Source organism: Actinoplanes sp. NPDC051851 (assembly GCF_040681165.1).
In the GTDB taxonomy this organism is placed as follows: domain Bacteria; phylum Actinomycetota; class Actinomycetes; order Mycobacteriales; family Micromonosporaceae; genus Actinoplanes.
In genome coordinates, this window is record NZ_JBFAYF010000007.1 from 194,096 (window position 1) to 218,481 (window position 24,386).

The window sequence follows — 24,386 nt, forward strand, 5'->3', positions numbered from 1 at the left end:
ATGACCGATGTGGACGCAGCGTGATCAGTTGCAGGCGGGGCAGTTTCTTCGGCGCAGGACCGTGTCGGCGTTGCAGTTCGGGGATGCGAACCATCCCGTGGCGCCGGGGCGGCGGGTGTCCGTGGGTGCGATCAGTGGGGTGGCCGGGACGCTGCTCGTGATGAGCGGGTTCCTCGTGTTCGGGCTGGTGCGGCCGGGTGGCACGGTGGACTGGCGCGTACCGGGGCAGATCCTGATCGAGAAGGAGTCCGGTGCGGTGCACGTGCTCGGGGCGGACGGGCTGGTGCATCCGGTGGTGAACTATGCCTCGGCGCGACTGCTCACCGGGGGCGCGAAGACCGTGTCGATCCCGGCGGGGCGGCTCGCCGATGCTCCCCGCGGGCGGCCTCTGGGTATCCCGGCGGCCCCGGACAGCCTGCCCGGTGCGTCGCGGCTGATCGCCGGGCCGTGGACGGTCTGTTCCGGTGGGGAGGGCACCACGGTTCTCGTCGGTACCCCGCTCCCGGCCTCGGGCCTGCCCACCGACCAGGCGATCGTCGTCACGGCGCCGGGAGGCACGGAAACGGCGTCGGCCGGTGGTGCGGAAACGGCGTCGGCCGGTGGTGCGGACGCGGCGTCGGCCGGTGGTGCGGACGCGGCGTCGGATGGGGGGACGTATCTGGTCGCGGATGGGCGGAAGTACCGGATGCGCGGGGATGCCGCCGTGGCGCTGGGCTATGACGGGGTGGTTCCGCTGGCGGTGAGTGATGGGTGGCTGGGGGTGCTGCCCAGCGGTGCTGATCTGGTTCCCCGAGCGGTTCGCGGTGCCGGGAACCGGGGTGTCCGGGTAGGTGGCGAGGCGAGGCGGGTGGGGCAGGTGCTCCGCGCCGAGGACATCGGGGGCCGGGATCGGTACTACGTGGTCGCCAAGGGGGGACTGAACCCGGTGACGCCGGCCGAGGCGGCGCTGATCCTGGCCGCTCCGGAGAACCGGGTCGCCTACCCGGACGGTGTCCCGCGCGCGCTGCCCGTCGCCGCCGCCGACATCGCCGCATCAGGAGAGATCAGTTCTCCGGTACGGGCGGAGCAGTACCCCACCGTGCTGCCGAAGCCGGTCTCCACCAAGGTCATCTGCGCGGGCACCACCGGTGACGGCGTCCGGCTCTGGGCGTCGGGCGCGGCTCCGGTCCCCGCGGGAGCGAAGGCGCTGACCGTGACCGGCGGTGTCCGGATCTACGTCACCGCCGGTCACGGGGTTCTGGCGGGTGGGGATGCCGGGACCGCGACGCTGGTGACCGATCAGGGGGTGCGGTTCGCGGTCGACGAGGACGATCTCGATGCGCTGGGCTATCGCGACGTGGCGCCGTCCCCGGTCGACGCGAAGCTGCTGGACCTGCTGCCGTCCGGACCGCGGCTCTCCGCCGAGGCTGCCCGAGAGGAGGCCACGGCATGAGGGGGCCGGGGAGTGAAACGGTCCGGGGAGAAGCGGGGGCCGGGGAGTGAAACGGTCCGGGGAGATGCGGGGGCCGGGGAGTGAAACGGTCCGGGGAGATGCGGGGGCCGGGGATTGAGAGGGCGGGGGAGATGCGGGGGCTGGGGATTGAGAGGGCCGGGGAGATGCGAGGGCTGGGGGATGAAGAGGGCGCGGAACGAGAGGGCTGGGGTATGAGAGGGCTGGGGAATGACGCTGGGATGCGCCCGATGGGAGGTCGCGAGATGACACTGGTATCTGTTGTCGAGGATCATCCGCTGTTCCGCGCGGCGCTGGCCCGGGTGGTCGAGGAGCTTCCCGGGGTCGAGGCGGGTCCGGTGGCCGGGTCGGTGGAGGAGTTCCTGGCGTACCGGGCCGCGGCTGGGGGAGTCGTCCTGCTCGATCTGCACCTGCCGGGGCTGCAGGGGGCCGCGGCGGTGCTCGCCCTCTCCGCCGCCGGGCACCGGCCGCTGATCGTGTCGGCGCAGTCCGGGCAGGCGGACGTGCTGGCCGCGCTCGCGGCGGGGGCCCGGGGGTACCTGACGAAGTCGGCGGACGCGGCCGAGGTGGGTTCGGCGGTCCGGCAGGTGGCCGACGGCGGGACGTTCGTGTCGGCGACGCTCGCGGCGTTCCTGCTGGACAGTGCGGGCCGGCGGCATGCGGGGCCCCGGCTGACGCTGACGCCCCGGGAGCGCGAGGTGCTGGCCCTGCTCGCCGAGGGGGAGCGCGACGTGGACATCGCGGAGGCCCTGGTGATCAGCGTACGAACCGTGCGGTCGCACCTGGACCGGATCCGGGAGAAGACGGGACACCGGCGGCGTTCGGAGCTGACCCGCTTCGCGATCGGCGAGGGCCTGCTCGCCCGGCGGGTGGCGGCCTGACCTGTCCGGGGGCCGGCGTACTGGGGAAGCGGTGTGAGCTGCGTGACCTGCCCGGGCTGCGGCGTACCGGAGAAGGGGGAAGGTAGTGTGAAGGTGGCGACGAAACTGTCAGCGAGGTGCCCCGCTTCGGTGGGGAGAATCGGGAAGCCGGTGTGAATCCGGCACGGAGCCCGCCGCGGTGACCGGGGAGCCGCCACCTGTGTGCCTGAGGGCGCTTTCGGATCACGGCCGAGTGAGATCGGCCCGGCCCGGTGAGCGCGGGAGGGCGCAGCCACTGGCTGGGAACGGCTGGGAAGGCGGGTGGTGAGGCGACGATCCGGGAGTCCGAAGACCGGCCTCGCGTGGAGAACCACAGCGGGAGTCTGTCCAGATGTTGAGCGATTTGTACGATGTGATCCACGCACGGCGCGATGTCCGTGCCGAGTTCACCGGTGACGACGTGCCGGACGGCGTACTCGAAAAGGTGTTGAAAGCCGCGCATGCCGCGCCGAGCGTCGGAATGTCGCAGCCGTGGGATTTCGTGCTGATCCGGGATCGTGTGATCCGGGAGGCCTTCCACCGGCACGTGCACGAGGAGCGGGCGGTGTTCGCGGCGACGCTCGACGGCGCGGCGAAGGAGCGGTTCGCCCGGATCAAGATCGACGGGGTGCTGGAGTCGGCGCTGTCGATCGTGGTGACCTACGACCCGGAACGCGGCGGACCGGCGATCCTGGGGCGGCACGCGATCGCGGACGCCGGACTTTACTCGGTCTGCCTGGCGATCCAGAACCTGTGGCTGGCGGCGACCGCGGAGGGGCTCGGCGTGGGCTGGGTGTCATTCTACCGCGAGGATTTCCTGAACGACCTGGTCGGCATCCCGGCGCCGATGCGCGCGGTGGCCTGGCTCTGCGTCGGGCCGGTGAGCGCCCTGCAGCGGACACCGGATCTCGAACGGCACGGCTGGCGCGCCCGCCGTCCGCTGGAGGCCGCGGTACACCACGATCGGTTCACGCCGAGCGCGCCGGGTTCGCACCTGCTCACTTCGGGTGGGCCGGCGCCGGACCTGCTCACTTCGGGCGCGCCGGGCCCGGACCTGCTCACTTCGGGTGGGCCGGCGCCGGACCTGCTCACTCCGGGTGGGCCGGCCTCGGGTCTGCTCACTCCGGGTGGGCCGGCCTCGGGTCTGCTCACTCCGAGCGCATCCGCCATGCGTCGGTGATCAACTCGTCCAGGCGGTCGACGGTCACCTCCGGCAGCCGCAGCATGACCAGGGGGAGACCGTCGTAGCCGGACGTGGTGAAGAAGAGCTCCGGCTCACCGAGGAGTAGCGCCTGCTTCTCCGCCTCGTCACCGACGTAGAGCACGGCGACGTCGGTGCGGATGGTGCGGCGCTGCCCCGGCGTCCGTTCCGGGTACGACCACACGAACCCCCTGTCGTGCACCCGGAAGTCGAACCCGTCACTGTCGATCTCCACGACGTGGTCGAGAGCGAGCGCGATCCGGCGTACGTCGTCCGAGTGGGCCATGCCGACCAGGTTACGGCGAGCGGATCAGGGACCCCGACCCGTCCGGCCGGACATCGTCGCGGTGCGGCCCGCCGCGACCTCGGTGAGGGGGCGCGCCACGGAGGTCCCGTCCGGGCGTCGTCACCGATGTGCGGTGATGAGCGACAGGGATGTGCGGTGATGAACGACAGGGATGTGCGGTGATGAACGACAGGGATGTGGCCCCGGCGGCGGAGGGGGGCGAAAGCTCGCCTCGCCCGCCGCGGGGTGCCACACCGGCTGCTGCGGTGGTGGTCGGCTGCGCTCGTCAGCCGTGGTGGCGGAAGGAGGCGAAGACGACCTCGGTGCTCTGCTGGAAGCCGAGGCGTTCGTAGAGGCGGATCGCGCTGTCGTTGTCGGAGACCACGTGCAGGAACGGGAGCTCGCCGCGGGCCAGGATGCCGGCGGCGACCGCGGCGGTGAGGCGGGCGCCGAGGCCCTGGCCGCGGAACGCGGGGTCGGTGCAGACGGCGGAGACCTCGGTCCAGCCGGGGAGGCGGAAGCGCTCGCCGGCCATCGAGATCAGGCGGCCGTCCCGGGCACGGATGCCCAGGTAGCGGCCCAGGTCGATGGTGCGCTTGCGGAACGGGCCGGGCTGGGCGCGGGCCACCAGTTCCAGCATCTCGGGGACGTCGTGCTCGGTGAGCGGGACGGCCTCCGGGTCGTCGACGGCGGTCATCGCGGTGCCGGTCATCTGCACGCCGTACGTGATCGACTCCTGTTCCCAGCCGGAGCGGGGGGTCAGGGACGGACCGGTCAGCAGGGCGTGGTCGGTGAGGGTGGCGAGGTCGCGCCAGGCCGCCGGGTCGGCGGGGTCGCTGACGGCGCAGAACGGGGCGATCTCGGGCAGGTAGCGGGCGGCGTTGCCGGCGGCCTCGGCGAACCCGGCGTGCGGTCCTTCGAGTGCGGCCCAGACGGAATTGTTCAGCACACCCCGACCCTGCCGCCTACTGGCGAGTCACGCCAGCCGTTATCGCCGTGACACGCCCGAAGTGTTATTGACCGATCACCGACAGCGAGGCGATCACCGGATATAGGATGATAAATCGGTCGAAAGTGGCGGGCTGCGCGCTCGGTAAGGCCGGGCTCGTGGATGTGCTGCGCGCTCGGCAGGGCCGGGCTCGTGGATGTGCTGCGCGCTCAGCAGGGCCGGGCTCGTGGATGTCCTACGCGCTCAGCAGGGCCGGGCTCGTGGACGTCATCGGCGGGATGTCGGCGGGCCAGAGGGGCTTCGCGAAGTGGTAGCCCTGGCCGTAGCGGCAGCCCATCGCGTCCAGCGCCGCCCGCTGGCCCGGCTCCTCGATGCCCTCGGCGACCACGTCCAGATCCAGGTTGGCGGCGAGCGTGACGATCGCCTCGACGAGAGCGTGCTGCTGGCGGCTGGTGAGGACGTCGTCGATGAAGGACTTGTCCAGCTTCAGTACGTCGACCGGCATCTGCCGCAGGTAGCTGAGTGACGAGTATCCGGTGCCGAAATCGTCGATCGCCACCCGTACCCCCAGCGCCCGCAAGGAACGCAGATCCTGGACCACCTTGTCGGCGTCGCGGAGCACCAGGCTCTCGGTGATCTCCAGGAGCAGCCACTCGGGCCGGGCCCCGGTCGTGGCGAGGGCGTCCCGGACCTGGTCGACGAAGTCGCCGGTGCGGAACTGGCGCGGCGACACGTTGACGCTGACGTAGCGCAGCGTGGTGTCCGGGTCGGCGGCCTGCCACTCGGCGAACTGGCGCAGGGCCTCCCGCAGCACCCAGTTGCCGATGCCGACGATCGCGCCGTTCTCCTCGGCGGCCTCGACGAAGTGGAACGGGCCGAGCAGCCCGCGCGCCGGGTGCTGCCAGCGGACCAGGGCCTCGACGCCGCTGACCCGGCTCGCGCCGATCTCGACGATCGGCTGGAACTGCAGCACGAACTGCTCGCCCTCGATCGCCTCGTGCAGCTGGGTGCGCATCTCCAGCCGCTGCACCATCTCGTGGTGCAGGTCACTCTGGTACCGCTGCCAGCTGCCCTTGCCCATCCCCTTGGCCAGGTAGAGCGCGAGATCGGCGTGCCGCAGCAACTCGGTGGAGCCGTCCGCGTCCCGGTTGGTGGCGACGCCGACGCTGACCTTGCCGCTGACCAGGTGGGTGTTTCCCTCGCCGTCGGCGACCTCGATCGGCGCCTCCAGCGCGGCGACGATCCGGGCCGCGGCGTCGTCGGCCGCGTCGGCGCTGTGGCTCTGCTCGATCAGGATGGCGAACTCGTCGCCGCCCATCCGGGCCGCGGTGCTGCCGGCGCCGATGATCGCCGAGATCCGCTGCGCCACGGTGATCAGCAACTGGTCGCCGACGCCGTGCCCGAGGGTCTCGTTGACGTCCTTGAAGTCGTCCAGGTCGACGAAGAGCACGCCGAGGGTGGCACCGTCCCGCTCGGCGACCATGAAGGCCTGCTCCAGGCGGTTGCGGAACAGCACCCGGTTGGCGAGCCCGGTCAACGAGTCGTGGAACGCCTGGTGGGTCAGGTCGTCCTCCAGGCGGCGGCGCTCGGTGACGTCGCGCATGGTGACCACGAGCCCGCGTACGGTCGGGTCCTCCCGCAGGTCACGCAGGTCGCACTCGACCTCGACGCGGCGGCGGCCGGAACCGTGCGCGGCCAGCTCGATGCCGTCCAGCTCGCCGTGGCCGCGCCGCAGCCGGTCCAGCACCTCGGTCAGCCCGTCCTGGCTGTCGGGCGTGAAGAGCCCGGTCAGCGGGGTGCCGGCCGTGATGATCGCGCCGAACAGCTTGACCGCGGACGGGCTGGCGTAGCGCACGGTGTCGTCGTCCTCGACGATCAGGATGACGTCGGCGGTGTTCTGGATGAGCGTACGGAAATAGGCCTCACTGTCGCGGCGGCTCACCTCGGCGGAGAGGTAGATCCGTTCGATCACCGCGTCGACCTGCGCGGCGAGCGTCTCCAACGAGGGGCGGACCGCGTGCAGGACGTTCTCCGGCGCGCCGAGGATCATGGTGCCGTGCCGGTCGTCGCTGAGCGGCTGGGTCAGGTACAGCACGGTGCGGAAGCCGCCCGAGCCGAGCCCGTCGGGCAGGCCTGCGGCGTCGCGCAGCTGGACGGACGCCTCCGCGGTGCCCGGCGAGGGCGGGACGACGTCCAGGTGGTAGGCGCAGTCGGCGGGCATCAACCGGTCGACGGCGTCGCGCAGGGCGCCGGCCACCTCCTCCACCGAGTTCGCCCGCACCAGCAGGGCGCCGGCCTCGCGCAGTGCCCGCTCCCGGGCGACGGCCTGCCGCTGGGCCATAGCCAGGCCGGAGACCCGGGCCAGGACCAGCAGGAACATCACGGTGGCGGCGGCCGCGATCACCGGCGCGTCGACGATGCCGCCGCGGGCCACCTCGACGTCGTGACCCTGCACGTCCTCCAGCATCAGGACGGCCGGGGCGATCAGCGCGGCGCCGGTCAGCCAGATCAGCCGGTGCCGGCCGATCACCGCGCGGGCGTGCGGCGCGGGCTCGGCGAGACCGAGCATGGAGGGCCGCAGCGCGGTGTAGCCCATGCCTGCGTAGAAGACGATCCAGCCGAGGTCGACCGGCCCGCCGAGCGACCACTCGGCGCGCAGCTGGGACTGGCCGTAGAAGATGTCCGAGATCAGCAGGCCGACCATCGCGGCGGTGAGGCTGGAGAGCGCCCGCGGCCGCTTGCCGATCGCGGTCAGCATCCGCAGGATCATCGCGATCACCAGGATGTCGCCGAGCGGGTAGCCGATCGAGACGATCTTCTCCAGCAGCGAGAGGTCCGTGGAACGGGTGAACGGCGCGATCCAGTAGACCCAGGCGAGCAGGCCCATGCCGACCGTCGGGACCAGCCCGTCGAGCAGCGCCGCCCGGTTGTCGCCGCCGCCCGAGCGGGCCCGGATCAGCAGCAGCAGGGCGGTGGTCAGCAGCGGGTAGACCAGCAGGTAGAAGACGTCGGCCAGCCCCGGGAAGCCGGGCTGCTCACCGAGCGCCAGGACCAGGTTGTACCAGCTGTCCCCGGTGGTGAAGGTGGCCAGCGCGGCGCTGATCAGGTACCACGGCAGCCGCTGGGCGGGCCGGTAGATCCGGATGCCGACCAGCACCGCGACCGCGCTGGAGTAGCCGAGCGCCGCCCACGTGTAGAGGTGATCGTCCGGCAGCGCGTAGTACAGGCTGGTGATCAGCAGGATCCACACGGCGTAGCACGCGCGAACGACACGCGACGTCATGCGTACTCCCCGGGGTTGGCGGCTACCGATGCAGGCGATATCGGGGTGCCCGGGGAGAAACTGAGATCTTTTGCGCCGCGCTCTTCGCCGCAGTGTCCGGGGTCTCAGCCGGCCATGGCATCCACCAGGCGGCGGGCCGAACTCGCCAGGTTCCAGCGGTCGGCGAGGGCCAGCAGGGCGTCCGGATCGCGCGGCGCCGTCGGCAGGGCCGGATCAAAATCGGGCAGCTTGACGTCGAGAGCCACCCGGCAGACCGGCAGGGCCTTCTCCAGGTACGCCCGGGAGGCGTCCAACTTCGTCCGGACCCCGGGCGCGAACCCGGACGCCGGGTCGTCCAGGGCCGCGAGGATCTCCGCGACACCGCCGTAGCGCTCGATCAGCCGGGCCGCGGTCTTCTCGCCGACGCCGGGGACGCCGGGCAGGCCGTCGCTGGGGTCGCCGCGCATCGCCGCGAAGTCGGCGTAGTGCCGCGCCGCGACGCCGTACTTCGCGGTGACCAGGGCCTCGTCGGCGTCCTCCAGCTTGGCGACGCCGCGGCCGCAGTAGAGCAGCCGGGTGGCGCGGGCGTCGTCGACCAGCTGGAACAGGTCACGGTCGCCGGAGACCACCTCGACCGGGGCGGCCTGGGTGGCCGTGAGCGTGCCGAGCACGTCGTCGGCCTCGTAACCGGGGACGCCGAAGGCCGGGATGCCGATCGCGGCGAGCACCTCCAGGAGGACCGGCACCTGCTTCTCCAGCGAGGCCGGCACCTCCTCGACCTCGCCGTGCGCGACCCGGTGCGCCTTGTACGACGGGACCAGCGCGACCCGCCAGGCCGGGCGCCAGTCCGCGTCGAGGGCGCAGACCAGGCGGTCGGGGCGGCGGGTGCGCACCAGCTGGGCGATCATGTCGAGGAAGCCGCGGATCGCGTTGACCGGCTCGCCGTCGGCGGTCTGCGCGGCCTTCTCCGGGATGCCGTGGAACGCCCGGAAGTAGAGGCTGGGGGCGTCGACGGCCAGCAGAGGTCGGTTCACGGGACCACCCTGCCATAGCCGTACGACAAAAAAGGAGGACGTGGGCGCCAGGCGCGCCCACGTCCCTTCCGATGCTCTTCCGGCGTCAGCCGAAGATCGAGTCGACCCACTCGGGGTGATCGATGAACGGGTTCCGGTTGTGCTGGTAGGTGTTGTAGATGACGTTGTTGCGGTTCATCTCGAAGGAGTCCGGCGGGTCCTCGTCGTTCCAGGCCAGCAGCTTGGAGAGACGCCCGATGTACGGGTTGCTGCCGTTGCCGACCGAGTCGTTGACCTCGAGGTCGGCGAAACCGTCGTCACCCGAGTAGCGGACCGCCATGTAGAAGATCATCCGGGCCACGTCGCCCTTGACGGCGTCGCGGGGCTCGAAGGAGTCCGAGTCGTAGTAGTTGCCGGACGCGCCGGAGACCGCGCTGCCGCCCTCGTCGAAGTCCAGGTTGTTGCGGATCGAGTTGACGGTGACGTCCTCGGGGCGCAGGTGGTGCAGGTCGGTGCCGGGGCCCGCCGTGGTGCCGAAGTCACCGTGCGACTTCGCCCAGACGTGCTCGCGGTTCCAGTCGCCGGAGTCGCCGCCGTTCAGCGACTTGGACCGGCTGATCCCCGAGTAGATCAGGATGACGTTCGACGAGTTGCTCGGGTCCTGGTCGGTGGCCTTGAGCGCGTCCCAGACACCGTCGTAGGAGAGCTTGGTGACGTTGGTCGAGATGATCGTGTGCAACGCGGTCTTCAGGCTGGAGCCCGACTTGCCGAGCGCGTTGGCGTAGTACGTGTCGGTGCTGCTGGACGCGGTCGCCGTGGCGGTCGCCGTTGCCGTCGCGGTGGCGGTCGCCGTCGCGGTCGCCGTCGCCGTGGTGGTCACCTTGGCGATGGACGACGGCGACTTGAGCCCGGCGTGCGCGAAGTACGCGGTGAGCGTCCCGGTCACGTCGATCTGGGTGCCGATCAGGCTCGGGTTCGTGGCCAGGCCCCAGGCGGACCGGTACGAGCTGGTGATCTGCACGTACAGCATGCTGCTGGTGCTGGTGGTGCTCTTGCTGTCGGCGATCGCGAAGGCGGTGTCGCCGGTGAAGTCGCTGAAGCGCACGGTGTCGGTGGCGGTCGGCTCACCGACGATGTAGCCGCGGACCGTGCCGCTGCTGCCGGTCTGCGAGCTGATCGCCTGCGCGACGGTCAGCGTGGTGGCCGCGTACGCCGGGGGGTTGAAAGGTGCGATGGTGATGCTGCCGAGAAGGGCGAAAAGAGCGACGACGGCCGGGAGGGTGAAGGCCAGGGCTCTTTTGCGGGGAGTCCAGCCGGACATGTGAGCTCCGTTCCGGGGGTGAGGAGCAGCTCGATTCCGATCAGGCTAAGGCCGGCCAACCCATCGAACATTAACGATATGTAAATCTCGCCTGTGAAATGTTGGTTACGGATCGGCGCCTCCAAGGCGCCGATCCGTAACGTGTGCGAAACAAAACTCAGGCGACCAGCGGCTTCAGCGCCTCACCGGCCTGGGTGACTTTGCCCGGTACGTGGCCGTTGAGCACCATGTTGATGGTGAGGCCGGTGATGCCCTGATCCAGGATGTCCCGCTTCAATCCCTCGGCGACCTGTTCGCCGGTGCCGATGAAGAGGCGGCCCTGGACCTCCGGCGGCAGCCCGTCGAGGATCCGTTTCGTCTCCTCGTCCGAGTCGGTCAGCACTACCGAGGCGAGGAAGCTGGTGGGCAGCGACGCCGGGTCGCGGTCGATCTCCTCGCAGCGCTGCGCCAGCACCGACACCTTGTGCGCGATCGCCTCGCGGGGGCAGATGATGTTCATGTGGTCGGCGAAGCGGGCCGCCATCCGGAACGTCTTCTGCTCACCCGAGCCACCCAGCATGATCGGGATCGTCGGGCGCAGCCGCGGGTTGTTCATCGCGGACTCGACCCTGTACCACTTCCCGCTGAAGGTCGGGTTCTCGCCGCGCAGCATCGGCGCGATGATCTGCAGCGCCTCGTCGAGCCGCTCGAACCGGTCGGTGAAGGTGCCGAACTCGTAGCCGAGCTGCTGGTGCTCCAGCTCGAACCAGCCGGCGCCGATGCCGAGGATCGCGCGGCCCTTCGAGGCCACGTCGAGGGTGGTCACCGTCTTGGCCAGCATCGCCGGATTCCGGTACGTGTTTCCGGTGACCAGCGTCGACAACTGGATCGTCGAGGTGACGCCGGAGAGCGCGCCGAGCGTGGTGTACGCCTCCAGCATCGGGTTGTCCGGCGTCCCGATGCCGGGGAGCTGGTAGAAGTGGTCCATCACCAGCACCGTGTCGAAGCCGGACGACTCCGCCTCGCGGGCCTGGGCCACCACCGTCTCGAACAGCCGATCCACCGGCGTGTCCGGGTAGGTGAAGTTGGGGATCTGGTAACCGAGCCGAATGGTCATACCTTTACCCTTCCACGCGCGGGTCCGTCGGTGCTCGCGGCTTTCCGCCCTCACGTTCTCCACCCGAATTATCGGCTATTTCGTATTATCTGTCCTTGTCGGCGCCGATGTCGTCCTTGTAGGTGGCGCCGCCGTCGGAGGCCCGGGTCCGGGGCTTCGCGCCGCCCTCGGGCGGGCCGGCGATGGACTGCTCACCCGCGGCCAGTTCGGGGAACTTCAGGTCGAAGGCGGGGCGCTCGGAGCGGATCCGGGGCATCTTGTCGAAGTTGCGCAGCGGCGGCGGCGTCGAGGTGGCCCACTCCAGGGAGTTGCCGTGGCCCCACGGGTCGGGGTCGGTCACGATCGTGCCGACCTTGTACGACTTCCACACGTTGTAGAGGAACGGCAGCGTGGCCAGGCCCAGGATGAACGAGCCGATCGACGAGATGGTGTTGAGCGTGGTGAAGCCGTCACCGGGCAGGTAGTCGGCGTACCGCCGGGGCATGCCCTCGGTGCCGACCCAGTGCTGGACCAGGAACGTGGTGTGGAAGCCGATGAAGGTCAGCCAGAAGTGCAGCTTGCCGAGCCGCTCGTCGAGCATCCGGCCGAACATCTTCGGAAACCAGAAGTAGATCCCGGAGAAGACGGCGAACACGATCGTGCCGAAGAGCACGTAGTGGAAGTGCGCCACCACGAAGTACGAGTCGGAGACGTGGAAGTCCATCGGCGGCGAGGCCAGGATGATGCCGGAGAGCCCGCCGAAGAGGAACGTCACCAGGAAGCCGACCGCCCAGATCATCGGGGTCTCGAACGTGATCTGTCCCCGCCACATGGTGCCGATCCAGGTGAAGAACTTCATACCGGTCGGTACGCCGATCATGAAGGTCAGGAAGCTGAAGAACGGGAGCAGGACCTGGCCGGTGGCGTACATGTGGTGCGCCCAGACGCTCATCGAGAGCGCGGCGATCGCGATGGTCGCGGCGACCAGGCCCTTGTAGCCGAAGAGCGGCTTGCGGCTGAAGACCGGGATGACCTCGGTGATGATGCCGAAGAACGGTAGCGCGATGACGTAGACCTCGGGATGGCCGAAGAACCAGAAGAGATGCTGCCAGAGCATCGGCCCGCCGGTCTGGATGTCGAAGACGTGCGCCCCCACCACCCGGTCCGCCGCGAGCGCGAACAGCGCGGCCGCCAGGAACGGGAAGATCAGGATCACCAGCAGGCTCGTGACCAGCATGTTCCACGTCAGGATCGGCATCCGGAACATCGTCATGCCGGGCGCGCGCAGGGTCAGGATCGTGGTGATCAGGTTGACCGCGCCGAGGATGGAGCCGAGACCACCGATCGCCAGGCCGACCACCCAGCAGTTACCGCCGATGCCGGGGGAGTGCAGCGAGTCGCTCAGCGGCGTGTACGCGAACCAGCCGAAGTCGGCCGCGCCGCCCGGCATCAGGAAGCCGCTCATCGCGATCAGCGTCCCGAACAGATACAGCCAGTACGCGAAAGCGTTCAGCCGGGGGAACGCCACGTCCGGCGCACCGATCTGGATCGGCACCACGTAGTTCGCGAACGCGAACACGATCGGCGTCGCGAAGAACAGCAGCATCGCCGTCCCGTGCATGGTGAACAGCTGGTTGAACTGCTCCGGCGAGAGGATCTGCATACCCGGCCGGGCCAGCTCCGCCCGCATCAGCAGCGCCATGATGCCGCCGACGATGTAGAAGATGATCGACGTGATCATGTAGTTGATGCCGATCTGCTTCGCATCGGTGGTGCGCAGGATCCGCGCTAGCGCCGACCCTTTCACCTGCCGGCGAACCGGATGCGGCCGTGTCGGAACCGGCCTCGCGGCGACGGTGGTCATACAAGCTCCTCAGCTGCACATACGGAGAGCTGTTGCTCACACTCCGTTATATGCTTTGCCCGGAGCAATACGTGCCAGATCGCCGCATCAGCCGCATTCCGTTTCTGCCGTTGACGCCGATTCGGGTGACGCCGCCCCGACATCGGCCCACCAGCTCCCGCTGCGCGCCCGCTGCCGGGTGGCCCGTCGGCTCGCCACCCCGGCAGTCCGCTCAGCCGGGCAGTCCGCTCAGCCGCCCAGCCCGCTCAGCCGGGCAGCCCGCTCAGCCGCCCAGCCCGCTCAGCCGCCCAGCCCGCTCAGCCGCCCAGCCCGCTCAGCCGGGCAGCCCGCTCAGCCGCCCAGCCCGCTCAGCCGCCCAGCCCGCCCAGCCCGGCAGCCCGGCAGCCCGCCGGGCGGCCGCCGCGCCGCGGGCCAGCTCGCCGTGCCGCCGGCTGTCCCGCCGCGCCGAGCGCCCCAGCCGCTCGTCGTTCGCCGCTTCCTGCCGTTTGCCGCTCGTCGCGGCCGGTCAGTGGCCGATCACCGCGTGCGGGCGGTAGGGCGCTTCCAGCGTGGCGATCTCCTCCTCACTGAGCTTCAGGTCGACCGCAGCCACCGCGTCGTCGATGTGTCGCTCCTTCGACGCGCCGATGATCGGGGCGGTCACCGCGGGCTTGGCGAGCAGCCAGGCGAGAGCCACCCGCGCTGCCGGAAACGTCCCGCTCCTCCTCCCAGTACGCCAGGTTGTAATGCGGCTGCATCGACACGAACCTTCGTCCAGCCGTGCCGCTCGGCGGTGTGCTGCGCCGTCGCGAACTGCCAGGCGTACATGCTGGAGGCCCCGATGTAGCGGGCCTTGCCCGCGCGGACCACATCGTGCAGCGCCTCCATGGTCTCCTCGATCGGCGTGTTCGGGTCCCACCGGTGGATCTGGTAGAGGTCCAGGTGGTCGGTGCCGAGCCTCCGCAGCGACGCGTCGACCGAGGCCATGATGTGCTTGCGGGACAGCCCTCGATCGTTCGGCCTCGGACCGCTCGGGAAGAACACCTTGCTGGCCAGCACGTAGTCGTGCCGTTGGGCGAAGAGCGACCACAGCAGCCGTCCGGTGGTCGCCTCGCTAACCCCGTTCGAATACATGTCCGCGGTGTCGTAGAAGGTGATCCCTGCTTCGGCGGCCCACCGCACGATCGGCGCGGCCCGCTCCTCGTCGAGCACCCGCCCCGCCAGTCGGTCGATCCGTAGGTCATCATGCCGAGACAGATGCGCGAGACGTTCAGGCCGGTCCCACCGAGCCGGATGTATTCCATGATTCGCACCCCATTCATCCGGTACTGTCCTCGCCGCCCGGTTTCCTGCGGCCTACCGTGCCGTACCTCACCCCCGTGCTGTCACACATCGCGGTGCTGTCACACGTCGCGCCAGTGGTGGGCCAGGACCGCGGCGGCCACGGCGAGCAGCGGCCACAGGGCGTAGACCAGCCATGCCTCGGTAGCAGTGGTGTAGGCGGCTCCGACCGCCTCCGGCGATCCGTGCGCGAGGGTCAGGCGCTCCCAGGCCGGCACGATCATCGCGTGGTTGACCGCCCGGGTGCTGTCGTGGTTGCCGCCGAACATTTGCGGGGCGAGCACCACGAGGAGGACCCCGGTCACATACGTCGCCCCGGCGTGTCGCAGCACCACCGCGAGCCCGAGCCCGACCAGCGCGCACACCGGCGCGACCAGAGCCGCCGCGACAAAGGCCGTGGCGCCGGGCATCGGCCCGGGCGATTGTGCGGTGGCATACGAGCCGACCGCGATGAGCGCGCCGGCGACGGTCCAGTACGTGGCCAGCACCACGGCCTTGGCCATGATCAGCTCCGCCCGGGACGGCACCGCCACCGTGGTGGCCCGGATCAGGCCGCTGCTGTACTCGCCGACCATGGCGGCGGCCCCGGAGCCGGTCGCCACCACGATGAGCATCAGATAGCCGGCCAGCGGGAAGGCGCCGTCACGATCCAGCGCCGAGGCGCCGAGCACCGCGGCCGTGGTCAGGCCCAGCGCCCACCACGTCGAGCGCAGCGAGCGGGTCTTGAGCCATTCCGCCGCGATCAGCCCGGTCATCGTGCACCCCCGGCCCGGTAGTCCAGGCTGCCCGCGGTGAGCGCCAGGAACACGTCCTCCAGCGAGCTCGACGGCCCGGCCAACTCGTCCACTGGCCCGGCGGCGAGCAGTCGTCCCCGGCCGATGATCACGACCTCGTCCGCCGTCGCTGCCATCTCACCGATCAGATGACTGGAGAGGAAGACCGTCCGGCCCTCGGCCGCGAGCCGCCGGAACAGACCCCGCGCCCAGCGGACGCCCTCGGGGTCCATCCCGTTCACCGGCTCGTCGAAGAGCAGCACCGGAGGATCGCCGAGCAGTGCGGTGGCCACTCCCAGACGCTGGCGCATGCCCAGCGAATACGTCCCGACCCGGCGCCCCGCGACATCGGCCAGTCCGACCTCGCCGAGGACCTCGTCCACCCGGCGGCGCGGCAGCCCGCCGGCGAGGGCGAGAGCCCTGAGATGCACCGCCGCGCTGCGCCCCGGATGAGCCTGCCCGGCGTCCAGCAGCGCACCCGCGTGCCGAAGGCCGCGCCGATGGTCGCGGAACCGCACGCCGCCGATCGTCGCGGTGCCGCTGGTCGGCGCGTCCAGGCCGAGCAGAACCCGCAGGGTGGTCGTCTTGCCGGCCCCGTTGGGCCCCAGGAAACCGGTGACCCGGCCTGGGTGCGCGGTGAAGGAGAGCCCGGCCACCGCCGTGCCGGATCCGAAGCGTTTGACGAGCTGGTCGACGTGAATCATGTCGATACCGTCCCGCTCCGGGAGCGGCGATGTCATCAGACCACGGTCTAGATCCACATAGACCGTGGTCGTCCGTCCACAGGCTGATGCCCGGAGCCGTCTCAGGTGCCTACCATCCCCACATGCATCTGACACGATCCCTGCGAGCACTGCCGTTGGGCGCCTGGGCCGCGCTGCTCTGGTGCGTCGCGGCGTTCGTGGCGCTCCGCGGCTATTCCGGTCTGCCCGGCATGCCGGCGGGCCTGCCGGACCGGCCCGCCTGGCGGTGGGCGCTGGTGGCCGTGGCCGTGGCGGCGGCGCTCGCCGCCTCCGCCCAGGTCCGCTCCCGCCCGCTCCCCGCGCTGTATGGCCTCGTGCTCGCGGCCGTCATCATCGTTTTCGCGGTCGGGACGGCCGGCCTGCCCGGCTCACCGGCGATCCTGCTGGCCCAGTTCACGGTCGCCGCCGACCTGGTGTTGGCCCTTCTCGTCGCGACCCGTGCCCGGTGGACCTGGGCCGTGGGGATTCTCCCGGTGCTGGCCGCGCTGCCCGCCGGAGGCCTTCTCGGCTCACGCCTCGACCATCCCGCGGACGGTGGTGGCTGGGACAGGACGAGCACCACCATCTGGGTGGCCTACGCGTTCATGCCCGCCGTGGTGGCCGTGCTCGTCGGCTTCCTGATCCGGCAGACCCATAACTACGCGCGACGCCTCAGCGATCAGGCGGCCGTCCAGGCGGTGGTCGCGGAGCGCCTGCGGATCTCCCGTGAACTGCACGACCACGTGGCGCACAACATCGGGGCCATCGCGTTCCAGGCCGGCGCGGCGGCACGTGTCATGGACACCCAGCCGGAGCAGGCCCGGGAGGCGGTCCGTGCGATCGAGAGCACCAGCCGGGAGACCCTGGCCGGCCTGCGGCGCATGCTCGTCGGCCTGCGCCTCCGTGATGAGTCACCCGGGCATCCGAGAGAGAACCCGTCGCGGCCGGGCAGGCCCGGTCCGCAGGATCCGCTCGGCGATGCCTTGCCCCTGGCTCCGGCGCCGGGCCTCGCCGACATCGACGGCCTCGTCCGGTCGGCCACCACCGCCGGGGTCACCGTCGATCTCTGCTGGGCCGGCACCGGGCGATCGCTGCCGGCCGAGGTCGACCTGTCCGCCTACCGGATCATCCAGGAGTCGCTCACCAACGTCCTGCGGCATTCGCGTGCGTCGGCATGCCGTGTCTCGGTGGAGTTCAGCCATGCCGCCGTGGACATCGAGGTCGTCGACAACGGTCGTGCCGGCTACGGTTTCGGTGGCTGTCGTCGCTCGCCGCTCACATCGATGCCGGTTCTACCCGTCGCCGCGGTCGACGGTCCGGGCGACACGGTGCCGTCCCGCACGGCCACTGCTTCGCCCTTCCTCCCGGCCGGCGTCCTCGACGATGCCGGCACCGCCCCTGTCGCCGAATCGGGGAGACACGGGCTCGATCCGGTGGGTGGTTCCGCCGGGCCGGGCGGGGACAGGATCGCGGCCTGGCACGGCCACTCCGCCGACGCGGCCGGTGCCGGATACGGGCTTCTCGGGCTGCGGGAACGGGTGGCGCTCCTGAACGGCTCGATGACGGCCGGCGTTCTGCCGGAGGGCGGATTCCGGGTGGCCGCCCGGCTGCCCGCGGAGCCGGAGGATGCTCTGCGATGACCGTTCGTGTGCTGCTCGTCGATGATCAGAGGTTCATCCGGAACGCGATGCGGATGATCCTCGCCGACGTCGAGGACATCGAGGTGGCCGGCGAGGCCGAGACCGGGGCGGAGGCGATCCGCCTGACCGAGGACCTCTGCCCGGACGTGGTGCTGATGGACATCAGGATGCCCGGCGTGGACGGGATGGAGGCGACCAGGCAGATCATCGCCGGGAAGAGCGGCTCCCGGGTCCTCGTGCTCACCACGTTCGACGACGACGCCTACATCTACGGCGCGCTGCAGGCGGGGGCCTCCGGCTTCCTGGTCAAGGACATGGACCTCGATGAGATCGTCGCCGCGATCCGGGTTGTCGCGGCGGGCAACGCCCTGGTGGCACCGAGCGTCACCCGCCGCCTGATCGAGCGCGCCCTGCGCCTGCCCGCGCCGGTCGCGGCGCCTGCGCTGGACTGCCTGTCCGACCGGGAACGTGAGGTGCTGACCCTGGTCGGTTACGGCCTGAACAACGCCGAGATCGCGCAGAAGGTGTACCTCTCCGTGGCGACGGTGAAATCCCATATCAGCAAGCTGATGCAGAAACTGGTGGCGCGCGACCGAGTCCATCTGGTCCTTCTCGCTCACCGCGCCGGCCTGGTCGAGCCATGACCCGGGTCATGACGGTCGCCCTCCTGGTCGAGCCATGACCCGGATTATGACGGTCGCCCTCCTGATCGCCGTTTCGCTCGGTGCCGTTTCGCTCGGAGCTGTTTCGCTCGGAGCCGGTGCGCTACTCGTTGTGCAGCACCTGGGCGATCGTCAGGCGCGCCGCGGCCCGGGCCGGGATCAGCGCGCCGACCACGGCGATGAGCACCCCGCTGAGCACCAGCAGCAGCAGAACTCCCGGATGCCAGACCCGCAGCACCTCCGCGGGCAGGCGGACGGAGGCGGACTTCGCGGCGAGCGGCACGACGATCCGGTGGGCGAGCATGCCGAAAGGGATGCCGATCAGTCCGCCGGCCGTTCCGAGCACGACCACCGAGGCGACCATCATCGTCACCACCTGGCGCGGTGTCATCCCGATCGACTTGAGCATGCCCAGGTCGCGGCGCCGGTCCAGGACGTTGAGTGCGACGGTGTTCAGCACGCCCAGTGCGGTCACCAGGGACAACAGCACCGACAGCACACCGGAGAAGCCGGTCACGATCACCGCGAAGGTGTTGTCGCCGGTGTTGTTCCAGGTGTAGAGCCCGGGGTCGACGGCCCGTACCGCGGCGACGTACCCGTCGACGTCGGTGCCCTCGGCGACCTGGACCTGATAGAAGTAGTCGGCCGGTCTCAGGGGCCCGTCCGGGTCGAGCCGCTCGAGGGCCGCCGCGTCGGCGAACAGGCCTTCCGGGCCGGGCACGCCGCGGACGGTCTCGCCGACGATGGTCAAGGTGCTGCGGCCGCCGCCGAGCTCGACGGTGAGACGATCACCCACCTTGAGCCCGCGCCGATGGAGCAGCTGTGTCGGCGCCACCACCTGATCGGGGCCGGTCATCCAGTGCCCCTCCAGCAACTGAGCCTCGTACCCCATCGCGGCGGCGTCGCCACGGCCGAAATTGATCAAGACCGGCTCGCTCGACCCGGAGAGCGACACCGTCCGGCTGATGAAGACGGCGACCCGCGCGGCCCCCGTCATACCGCGCAGCATGGCTTCGATCTCGGTGTCCGATCGGGTGGTGGTGGCGTGCTGCCGAGGTTCGTAGGGGCGAACGCCGATCTGGCCGGCCGCCCGTTCGCCGACGTCGGTGATCCGGATGACCGAATCGGACAGCCCGGTCGCGAAGGTCACCGTGGTGACGCCGAGGATCAGCGTGGCCAGGGTGAGCGCGGTCCGGCCGGGCCGGGCGAACGGCAGGCCCAGACCGAGACTGATCGAGCGGGGCAACCGGGTGCCGCTCAGTGCGCGTTGCACCCGCGGACCCCGGCCCCGGTGCGTCGCGCTGCCGGCCGAGATGGCCTCGGCCGCGGAGAGCCGGTGAGCACGGAGGGCTGGCAGCAGCGCGGCCAGGACCACGATCAGGGGCGCGCCCACCAGCCCCGCGATCCAGACCCAGGGGCGAGCCGCCGCGTTCTGTCCGAATCCGAGTCCGCGGAACGTGTCGGCCAGCATCGGCCGTGCCGCGTTCGCCCCGATCACCGTGCCGAGCACCGCTCCGGCCACGGCCGGGACGGTGACCATGGTCAGGTAGACGCCGACCACCTGGCGCGGGGTGAACCCGATCGCCTTCAGCACGCCGATGTGCCGGAATCCGGAGACGACGGCCCCGCTGACCACGTTCCCCACGATGATCACCGTGGCCAGCAGACCGAGCACCCCGAAGGTGGCCAGGAAGGGGAGATAGGTTCCGGCGCCTTCGGCGGCCTTCTCCTTGAGTACGAGGTACGGCTGGGACGCGAGCAGCGCACCGTCGGGGAGCCCCGTGGTCACCCCGGCCAGCCGCGACCGTATCGCGTCCCGTGTCGACACGTCCCCGGTGAAGCGGTACAGCATCTGGGTCGCGGTCGGGTGCAGCGCCGCCACCTGCTCAGGCGTCACCCATCCGTCGGCCGACCCGCTGATGCTGTACGCCCAGCCGACCACCCGCAGTGTCGTGGTGCCGGTGGTGACGGCGGTGGTCTGGGCGAGCGGTCCCAGATCGAAATCCTCCGGATGGGGCGCGGACGCGAGCACGATCTCGCCCGGCGCGCTCGGCCACCGGCCGCGCCAGAGGTCGAGCCGATCGACGGCGCCACCCGGGTCGGCCCGCCCCGCCACCGTCAGCGGTTCCGAGAGGAGCGGGCCGTCGGCTCCCTCCGGCTCCACCACCACCTGTGGGAACGGCCCGTTCATCGCGCTCACCCCGGTGGTCGCCGCGGTGAGTTGCGCGTCGCTGACCTCGGCCGGGTCGAAGGCGGCCACCGCATGAGCGCCGTTCTGCTCCGCGAACGCCCGGTCGAACGGCGCCGAGACCGCGTCCAGGAGAGCCAGCGAGACCACGCCGGTGGCCGTACAGAAGAAAATCACCAGGCCGATCACGAAGGTCTGCAGCCGTCGCCGCCGCACCGCGGCGCGCGCGGCCGTCCAGACCGCGTTCACCACCGCTCCAGGTCCGACTCGCGGGCGATCTTCCCGTCGCCGAACTCGATCAGGCGGCTCGCGCAGCGGTGCGCGAGGCGTTCGTCATGAGTGACGATCAGCAGCGTCTGACCGATCTGGTTCAGGTCCAGCAGCAGGTCCATCACCTGCTCGCCGGCCTTGCTGTCCAGCGCGCCGGTCGGCTCGTCGGCGAGCAGCAGCGCCGGACGGTTCATCAGCGCGCGGGCCACCGCGACCCGCTGGCGCTCGCCGCCACTGAGCGTGGCCGGGTACGTGTTCCGCCGTCCCGCGATGCCGAGCTCGTCGAGCAGCTCCAGGGCGCGGCGGCGGGCCGCTCCCGCCGAGGTACCGGTCAGCTGGGCGGCGAGGGCCACGTTGTCGAGTGCGGTCAGGTCGTCGAGGAGGTTGAAGAACTGGAAGATCATGCCGAGGTGGTGGCGGCGGAAGAGCGCCAGCCGGGTCTCGTTCATGGTGTCCAGGCGCTCACCCCGTACCTCGATCGTGCCGGCGGACGGGCGGTCCAGCCCGGCGATCATGCTGAGCAGGGTGGACTTGCCGCAGCCGGACGGGCCCATCACGGCCACCGCCTCGCCGGAGCGGATCGCCAGGCTGACGCCGTCGAGCGCGACGGTCTCCCCGTACTCCTTGCGGACGCCGTCGAGGCGGACCACCGGAGTGTCGTCATCGGTCATGGCCGGAACGCTACGGAGCGCCGTCCCCGGGAACATCGACCCAGGGATGTAAGGATGTCAATCCACGGGATGATGTGCCCAGCGTCGCGGTCTGCGAGGGTGGTCGCGTGCTTCTCCTGACTCTCCTCGCCACTCTCCTCGCCGTCGCGGCGAGCGCCGTGGCCGCCTGGCTGGCCGTGGCGCTCGCCGGCGCCCGGCGCCGCCACGCGCGAGCGCTGGGGGAGCGCGGCTGGCTGCTCGAACGGGATCGGGAGACGGCTGCCCGCGCGGCGGTCGACGAGGAGCGCGCCCGGATCGCCCGCGAGTTGCACGACATCGTCAGCCACAACGTCAGCGTGATGATCGTCCAGACCACGGCGGCCCGCGAGGTGCTCGCCGTCGCGCCGGAGGCCGCGGCGAGCGCGATGGAGGCGGTCGAGGCCGCCGGGCGCACCACCATGACGGAGTTGCGCCACCTGCTCGGCCTCCTGGCACCCCCGGCCGACGGCGTCGAGGACGATCTTCTGCCGCAGCCCGGCCTGACCCGGCTCGGCGCGCTGGTCGACCGGATCGCCTTCGCCGGTCTCCCGGTCGAGGTTCGCCTCTCCGGCGAGGCACGCCCGCTGCCCTCCGGCATCGACGCGACGGCCTACCGGATCGTGCAGGAGGCGCTCACCAACGCCCTTAAGCACGGCTCGGGTAAGCACGGCTCGGGTAAGCACGGCTCGGGTAAGCACGGCTCGGGTAAGCACGGCTCGGGCGGCAAGGCCGAGGTCACCATCCGCTATACCGACCACGCCGTCCGTGTCGAGATCCTGACCACCGGCCCGAGCGTCCTCACCAGCCCTGCCCCGCCGCCACCGCGTGGCGCCGGCCCCGCCGATGCGGATGTGAAGAGCGCCGCCGCGCATGTCCCGACCGAAACCGGGATCGGCCGTGGCCTGCTCGGGCTGCGCCAGCGCGTCGCCGTCTACGGCGGCGACCTCGACGCCCGTCGGCGTCTGGGCGGCGGCTACCGCGTCCGCGCCCGCATCCCGGTGGAGGACCGCAGATGACCGCATCCGCCGACCTGTGCGCGCTCCCGGCAGAGTCCGAGGCGCCCCGAGTGCTGATCGTCGATGATCAGGAGCTGATCCGGGCGGGATTCCGGATGATCCTCACCGTTCGCGGCATCACGGTGGTGGGAGAGGCGGCCGACGGCGCCGGGGCGGTCGCCGCCGAGCGCAGGCTCGCCCCCGACGTGGTCCTGATGGACATCCGGATGCCGACCATGGACGGCCTGGAGGCGACCCGCCGCATCCTGGCCCGGAGCCCGCGCTGCCGGGTGCTCATGCTGACCACGTTCGACCTGGATCGCTACGTCTACGTGGCACTCGCCATCGGCGCGAGCGGGTTCCTGCTCAAGGACGTCACCGCCGATCACCTGGCCAACGCGGTCCGGCTGGTCGGCACCGGTGACGCCCTGCTCGCCCCGTCGATCACCCGGCGCCTGGTGGAGCGCTTCGCCGGCGGCCCCACCGAGCGGAGCACGGCGCACCGCGATCTGACACCGCTCACTCCGCGCGAACGGGAGGTTCTCACCCTGCTCGGCCGTGGCCTGTCGAACACCGAAATCGCCGCGACGCTCACCCTCAGCGAGGCGACGGTCAAGACACACGTGGCCCGGATCTTCGCCAAGCTCGACCTGCGGGACCGCGCACAGGCCGTGGTGCTCGCCTACGAGACCGGTCTGGTCACTCCAGGTGGGTGATGTCCGCTCCCGCCGAGGACGATTCGCCCGCCCCAGGTGGGTAATGTCGAGATCATGACCTCTGCCATTAACCTGCACGGTGACCCGCACGTCGAGCGCTACCTGGAGACCGCCGGTGAGGACGGCTTCCACTGGCGGAACGGGACGACGATCCTGATCCTTTTCACCAAGGGCCGCAAGTCCGGTCAGCAGCGATCGCACGCGCTGATCTTCCGCGAGCACGCGGGCGCCTACCTGGTCGTCGCCTCGAAGGGCGGCAACGACGCCCCGCCCGCCTGGTTCGTCAACCTCGAGGCCGACCCGCAGGTCGAGGTCCAGATCAAGGGCGAGCGTTTCGCGGCCACGGCGCGCGTCGCCACCCCGGAGGAGAAGCCGGCGATGTGGGCGACGATGGTCGAGGCCTGGCCCGACTACGACAACTACCAGAAGAAGACCGCCCGCGAGATCCCCGTCGTGGTCCTTGAGCGCCGCTAGCCGGCGGCTTTTCTTCCTTTTCGCGTACGCCGTCAGCACACCATCGTCGCCGGCCCGGAACTGTCGTACCCCTGTTCTAGGGTCCTCGCGTGAGCTTGACCTGGGAAGACCTCGACCGCCGCGCCCGCACGGGCGACATCGCGGCGGTGGGCGCCATGCTGATCGAGGCCGCGGAGCCCGATCGGCTGGCGTTCGCCGGCGAGGTCCGTGCCCGCCTGCGCGCCATGACGCCGGAGAGCTGGTGGCGCGCCGAGGCCGACCCCAGCGGTGCGTACGGTCTGGCCGTCCTCGGCACGATGCCCTCCGCGTCCGCGGTCGTCACGCTCCTGAGCAGGGCGGACATGCGATCGAAGTGGGGCCGGATCCCCGCCGGCCCGGCCGCCGCGGTGCTCCGGGCCCGGCGGCCCCTGCCGTGGCTCGCCGAGCTCGGTTCTTCGTTGAGCACTCGTTTCCGCCCGGCGGGCAGCGGGGACCGTGGCTGGGAACTGATCGCGGCCGTGCTGACCGAGGCTGCTGCCCCACCATCACCCAGGTCCACCACCCCCGCCACGGCCTGCTCGGCGTCGTCTGCCGAGGTGGAATCGGTGCTGTCGTCCGCTCCTCGCATGACGGCGAGG

19 protein-coding genes, 2 pseudogenes and 1 riboswitch are annotated in these 24,386 nt (G+C 70.8%); of the genes and pseudogenes, 8 read left to right on the forward strand and 13 right to left on the reverse strand.

Going from position 1 to position 24,386, the window contains the following annotated elements; all coding sequences use genetic code 11:
• Positions 1 to 7: 7 nt before the first annotated feature.
• The 3 genes and pseudogenes from eccB to bluB form a co-directional block, all read left to right on the forward strand.
• The gene (eccB, locus tag AB0M08_RS10180; protein ID WP_364491168.1) at positions 8 to 1,432 is read left to right on the forward strand and encodes a type VII secretion protein EccB; all 1,425 of its coding nucleotides are present in this window, start codon (positions 8 to 10) and stop codon (positions 1,430 to 1,432) included.
• A gap of 263 nt (positions 1,433 to 1,695) precedes the next feature.
• Positions 1,696 to 2,331, forward strand: a complete 636-nt coding sequence (locus AB0M08_RS10185) for a response regulator transcription factor (RefSeq protein ID WP_364491170.1) — start codon at positions 1,696 to 1,698, stop codon at positions 2,329 to 2,331.
• 97 nt (positions 2,332 to 2,428) lie between these two features.
• Positions 2,429 to 2,686, forward strand: a riboswitch (cobalamin riboswitch).
• A gap of 15 nt (positions 2,687 to 2,701) precedes the next feature.
• A pseudogene (bluB, locus tag AB0M08_RS10190) lies at positions 2,702 to 3,328 on the forward strand (5,6-dimethylbenzimidazole synthase); the annotation flags it as partial.
• A 169-nt stretch (positions 3,329 to 3,497) separates the two neighbouring features.
• Here bluB and AB0M08_RS10195 read toward each other — a convergent pair.
• From AB0M08_RS10195 to AB0M08_RS10240, 10 genes and pseudogenes are all read right to left on the reverse strand, one after another.
• Positions 3,498 to 3,836, reverse strand: coding sequence for a hypothetical protein (locus AB0M08_RS10195; protein WP_364491172.1), 339 nt, complete (start codon positions 3,834 to 3,836; stop codon positions 3,498 to 3,500).
• A gap of 286 nt (positions 3,837 to 4,122) precedes the next feature.
• Positions 4,123 to 4,785, reverse strand: a complete 663-nt coding sequence (locus AB0M08_RS10200) for a GNAT family N-acetyltransferase (RefSeq protein ID WP_364491174.1) — start codon at positions 4,783 to 4,785, stop codon at positions 4,123 to 4,125.
• A gap of 235 nt (positions 4,786 to 5,020) precedes the next feature.
• Positions 5,021 to 8,068, reverse strand: coding sequence for an EAL domain-containing protein (locus tag AB0M08_RS10205; protein ID WP_364491176.1), 3,048 nt, complete (start codon positions 8,066 to 8,068; stop codon positions 5,021 to 5,023).
• A gap of 104 nt (positions 8,069 to 8,172) precedes the next feature.
• Positions 8,173 to 9,081: a 5'-3' exonuclease gene (locus AB0M08_RS10210; RefSeq protein WP_364491178.1), complete on the reverse strand. Its 909-nt coding sequence runs from the start codon at positions 9,079 to 9,081 to the stop codon at positions 8,173 to 8,175.
• Positions 9,082 to 9,166: 85 nt separating this feature from the next.
• Positions 9,167 to 10,381, reverse strand: a complete 1,215-nt coding sequence (locus AB0M08_RS10215; protein ID WP_364491179.1) for an endonuclease — start codon at positions 10,379 to 10,381, stop codon at positions 9,167 to 9,169.
• 157 nt (positions 10,382 to 10,538) lie between these two features.
• Positions 10,539 to 11,477 carry an LLM class F420-dependent oxidoreductase gene (locus AB0M08_RS10220; protein ID WP_364491181.1) on the reverse strand — a complete coding sequence of 313 codons (939 nt, stop codon included), beginning with the start codon at positions 11,475 to 11,477 and terminating at the stop codon, positions 10,539 to 10,541.
• 85 nt (positions 11,478 to 11,562) lie between these two features.
• Complete coding sequence (gene ctaD / locus AB0M08_RS10225) at positions 11,563 to 13,320, reverse strand: cytochrome c oxidase subunit I (protein ID WP_364491183.1); 1,758 nt, start codon at positions 13,318 to 13,320, stop codon at positions 11,563 to 11,565.
• Between the two features lie 505 nt (positions 13,321 to 13,825).
• Positions 13,826 to 14,603: pseudogene (locus tag AB0M08_RS10230) on the reverse strand (aldo/keto reductase).
• A gap of 99 nt (positions 14,604 to 14,702) precedes the next feature.
• On the reverse strand, positions 14,703 to 15,395 hold the full coding sequence (locus tag AB0M08_RS10235) for a hypothetical protein (protein WP_364491184.1): 693 nt from the start codon (positions 15,393 to 15,395) through the stop codon (positions 14,703 to 14,705).
• Positions 15,392 to 16,117, reverse strand: a complete 726-nt coding sequence (locus AB0M08_RS10240) for an ATP-binding cassette domain-containing protein (RefSeq protein WP_364491261.1) — start codon at positions 16,115 to 16,117, stop codon at positions 15,392 to 15,394. Before AB0M08_RS10240 ends, AB0M08_RS10235 begins: the two co-directional genes overlap by 4 nt.
• 122 nt (positions 16,118 to 16,239) lie before the next feature.
• On the opposite strand from AB0M08_RS10240, the gene AB0M08_RS10245 reads away from it, so the two are divergent.
• Positions 16,240 to 17,775, forward strand: a complete 1,536-nt coding sequence (locus AB0M08_RS10245; RefSeq protein WP_364491186.1) for a histidine kinase — start codon at positions 16,240 to 16,242, stop codon at positions 17,773 to 17,775.
• Entirely contained in the window at positions 17,772 to 18,419 is a 648-nt protein-coding gene (locus AB0M08_RS10250) for a response regulator transcription factor (RefSeq protein ID WP_364491187.1), read from the forward strand. Before AB0M08_RS10245 ends, AB0M08_RS10250 begins: the two co-directional genes overlap by 4 nt.
• Positions 18,420 to 18,540: 121 nt before the next feature.
• Here AB0M08_RS10250 and AB0M08_RS10255 read toward each other — a convergent pair whose 3' ends face one another.
• Both AB0M08_RS10255 and AB0M08_RS10260 read right to left on the reverse strand, forming a co-directional pair.
• Positions 18,541 to 20,874, reverse strand: a complete 2,334-nt coding sequence (locus AB0M08_RS10255; protein WP_364491189.1) for an FtsX-like permease family protein — start codon at positions 20,872 to 20,874, stop codon at positions 18,541 to 18,543.
• Positions 20,871 to 21,566, reverse strand: a complete 696-nt coding sequence (locus AB0M08_RS10260; protein WP_364491191.1) for an ABC transporter ATP-binding protein — start codon at positions 21,564 to 21,566, stop codon at positions 20,871 to 20,873. Before AB0M08_RS10260 ends, AB0M08_RS10255 begins: the two co-directional genes overlap by 4 nt.
• Positions 21,567 to 21,682: 116 nt before the next feature.
• Between AB0M08_RS10260 and AB0M08_RS10265 the strand changes: the two genes are divergently transcribed.
• Genes AB0M08_RS10265 through AB0M08_RS10275 form a run of 3 tightly spaced genes read left to right on the forward strand, consistent with a single transcriptional unit; the run spans position 21,683 to position 23,769 of the window.
• Positions 21,683 to 22,600, forward strand: coding sequence for a histidine kinase (locus AB0M08_RS10265; protein WP_364491263.1), 918 nt, complete (start codon positions 21,683 to 21,685; stop codon positions 22,598 to 22,600).
• Complete coding sequence (locus tag AB0M08_RS10270) at positions 22,597 to 23,295, forward strand: response regulator transcription factor (RefSeq protein WP_364491193.1); 699 nt, start codon at positions 22,597 to 22,599, stop codon at positions 23,293 to 23,295. Before AB0M08_RS10265 ends, AB0M08_RS10270 begins: the two co-directional genes overlap by 4 nt.
• A 54-nt stretch (positions 23,296 to 23,349) precedes the next feature.
• Positions 23,350 to 23,769 carry a nitroreductase family deazaflavin-dependent oxidoreductase gene (locus AB0M08_RS10275; RefSeq protein WP_364491195.1) on the forward strand — a complete coding sequence of 140 codons (420 nt, stop codon included), beginning with the start codon at positions 23,350 to 23,352 and terminating at the stop codon, positions 23,767 to 23,769.
• Between the two features lie 76 nt (positions 23,770 to 23,845).
• Here the strand turns inward: AB0M08_RS10275 and AB0M08_RS10280 are convergent, their stop codons facing one another.
• Positions 23,846 to 24,376, reverse strand: a complete 531-nt coding sequence (locus AB0M08_RS10280; RefSeq protein ID WP_364491196.1) for a hypothetical protein — start codon at positions 24,374 to 24,376, stop codon at positions 23,846 to 23,848.
• Positions 24,377 to 24,386 lie beyond the last annotated feature (10 nt).